The organism is Roseovarius lutimaris (assembly GCF_900115165.1).
GTDB classification, from domain to species: Bacteria; Pseudomonadota; Alphaproteobacteria; order Rhodobacterales; family Rhodobacteraceae; genus Roseovarius; species Roseovarius lutimaris.
On the sequence record NZ_FOVP01000061.1, the window covers coordinates 1 to 2,925 of the forward strand.

The window sequence follows — 2,925 nt, forward strand, 5'->3', positions numbered from 1 at the left end:
AGCTTCGATACAATATCTTCGGGTTTCTCTCGTTTTCCAGCCATCGCTGATCCTCCAAGTTACGGGACAAATCTATCCCAGGTGGTGGACCACTTACAGGGGGCTATTCCACCGGAAACAGTCGGGGATGCAGAAGTCTGGAAGCAGTTTCTTAGTAAGGCTAAAGAAGATGCTCCGTTGAAGCTTCAACAACACCTTTACGCCACGATACTCAACATTGCCTTCGCCGATGAAAAAAGTGCGTCAATTGATTTGTTCGAGCAGGTGGCTCCCTCTATCTATGGGTGGCTGAGGGCAAGCGCACTGGATGATGTAGTACGCTATCAAGTCCTAAAAAATGTTGGGCACTATTTCTTGGTATCGTTTTGGGACTACTGCTTGAGGTTCAAGCGAAGCCTACAGCATGCCTATGAGATCCGCGGATTTCAGCAACTGTATTGGTCAAAACTTGAGCATAAACTGGAATGATATGTGTTGGTGGGACAATTTCAACTGAGCGCTCGCTGTGGTCGGATTGGTTTTTTGGGTACATAGAGGGTGCAGTTAACCAGAAATCGGTATCGCATCTTGACACATGTGCCTCCCAATGATACATGTCTAGCATGATCCAAAGCACCAAGGGCAAGCTCGCCACCAACGCTATGAAAGGCAAATACGGCAAAGGCTTCCCCGGTGACTTGGTGAAGCGCACGCGGGCGATGCTCTCGGCGCTGGACGCTGCGGTTGTTGTGGAGGATTTACGCTTTCCACCCGGCAACCACCTGGAAGAACTGAAAGGTGTTCGGGCAGGGCAACATTCCGTACGGATCAACGGGCAATGGCGCATCTGCTTTGTCTGGACCCCGAACGGCCCCGCCGATGTCGAGATTGTCGACTACCATTGAGAGGATACGCTGATGAGCCTGCTTGAAGAGCCAATGCACCCTGGTGAAGTTCTGAAAGAGCTTTACCTTGATCCTCTGGATATGGGGGCAATCGCGTTTGCGCGGCGTCTGGGTGTGCCTCGGACGCGGATCGAGCGGTTGATCAAGGGCACGACCGGAATTACGCCTGACACGGCGCTGCGCTTGGCCCGTGTGTTCAATACGACCCCGGCCTACTGGGTGAACTTGCAGACGAATTACGACATGGCTCTGGCAGCGAAGGAAATTGACATATCTGACATTGAACCGCTCGTTGCCGCCTAGTGGGTGTCAGTAGCGTATCGTAATGAAATCTTGCGCTTACGTCGCAGGGGTTCATGCGGCGTTAATGCCAACTTGGAGCATGGAGTGGCGGTTGCTGCACAGTTCGCAAATGGCAGCAATGCGCAGAAAGACCGTCGACGGCTCGCTCTTGCACCTCTGATGCCGAACTTCGCCGCCCAAGCAGCTAAAGGCAGCATGGGAAATGTCCTGTCGATTAAAGGATGCCTTAATGCTAGACATAGCACAGTTTCGTTAACCAAGTTTGTCCGCCTTATGCATATTCTTGCCGATTATCCGCCTCCACGATCTTGGGAACAGTTCGAAGAACTGTGTGCCGATGTTTTCCAGTCGTCTTGGCAGGACCCGGCAATGGTCAGACACGGCCGTGCTGGCTAACGGCAGGATGGCGTAGACATCGTAGGTCGACATGGCGCGATTTATCCCATTGGCTTACAATGCAAAAGGCGGTCAAGGTGGCCAGTTTCTCGGCTCACTACCAAGCAAATCGATAATGAGTTGCTGGCGGCTCAGAAGTTCCGTCCCAAGCTTAAGAAATTCTATATCCTCACCACCGCTCCGGACGACACCGCACTTCTAGCGCATGTGCGAAGCGTTAATGAGAAGCAGAAAAAGAACAAGTCCTTCGAAGTTGTCCTCCTTGGCTGGGGCGAAATTTTGCGGCGAGCCTTGAAAGACCTCCAAGTTGCAGAAAAGCACTTTGGGCCGAAGGGAAGCGCGTCCCGATCCCCATTGTTAGGCACTTGGTACACTACGCGCGGTCGACTCGAAAAAACTAAAACAGAGCTTTCTCTGGATTTCCAAGAGCTGTGGGAAGATTTTCAGGATTGGCCCAACGGACACATCGTCATCCGTGATCGCGAGACCGATAGCCTTAATCTGAAGATTGCCGCTTTCAGTGAGAACCCCCAGTCCGCGACCCAGCGTGAGCAACGCCTCGCACTCCGCCAGCAACTTCGTGGCTTGAAGCGGCGCGAAGATGCCGCGCAAGAGGGGGTCGCTCGCATGTGTACTATGACAGAGCTGCGCACTTACCTTTACCGAGTAAAGGAGCCAAAGCTAGCTGCCGACTGTATCGCTGGCTTCGTCAACGAGGTGATGACTGCGCCAGGATCAAGGCCGAACACAAGCAGTCTATTTCTTCGAATGCACCCACCTGACAACGTGCGCGACGAGCGTCTTTCAGCATACCTGAACGATCTGGCGCTGAAATCCATTGAGGACATAAAGGCCAAGCGCGTTAAGATGTACAACAAGCCGCTGACCACGACAGTAGACGAACTTCCCGATGACGTTTTTACGCAGATAGCATTCCCCCGAATAATGCGAGGTATCTTGGAGGCACTGGGCGACGAACAACGCGTGCCCATAACCACGCTCATGGCCGAGGGGTGGTTCAATATTGGGCAATGGGAGCTAGACATCGCCTGAAAGCAGGTCGCCACTGGCCCATTGGCATACTTGACTATTAAAGATGCGAGCTCTGTTGGGCTGTGAACATTCCTGTTTCAGCACCCAGAGCAGTTGTGGGACGGGAGCGATCTTTGGTGCGGATAGATCGGACGGCAGCAAGGTCGGCGCCTCCCGACCGTAGCTGCCCCCTAATGCGTCATCCCCCGATCCATCGTATGCGGTGTCTGAAGCTTGCAGTTACCCACAAGTCGTGTGGCGGCGACGTTGCGATGCGGGTTCCCTCGACGAGGTCGGCGAGGCGGGAGAA

Annotated in this window: 4 protein-coding genes; all 4 read left to right on the forward strand. The window is 53.5% G+C overall.

Annotated elements, in window-relative coordinates:
• A partial coding sequence (locus BMZ91_RS21595; RefSeq protein WP_177193954.1) for a hypothetical protein occupies positions 1-468 on the forward strand: 468 nt, incomplete at its 5' end.
• 134 nt (positions 469-602) lie between these two features.
• Positions 603-884, forward strand: coding sequence for a type II toxin-antitoxin system RelE/ParE family toxin (locus BMZ91_RS20885; RefSeq protein ID WP_092842496.1), 282 nt, complete (start codon positions 603-605; stop codon positions 882-884).
• A gap of 12 nt (positions 885-896) precedes the next feature.
• Positions 897-1,187 (forward strand): HigA family addiction module antitoxin, encoded by a 291-nt coding sequence (locus BMZ91_RS20890; RefSeq protein ID WP_092842497.1) that lies wholly within the window; start codon positions 897-899, stop codon positions 1,185-1,187.
• 516 nt (positions 1,188-1,703) lie between these two features.
• Positions 1,704-2,636 carry a hypothetical protein gene (locus tag BMZ91_RS20895; RefSeq protein WP_092842498.1) on the forward strand — a complete coding sequence of 311 codons (933 nt, stop codon included), beginning with the start codon at positions 1,704-1,706 and terminating at the stop codon, positions 2,634-2,636.
• Positions 2,637-2,925: the final 289 nt, after the last annotated feature.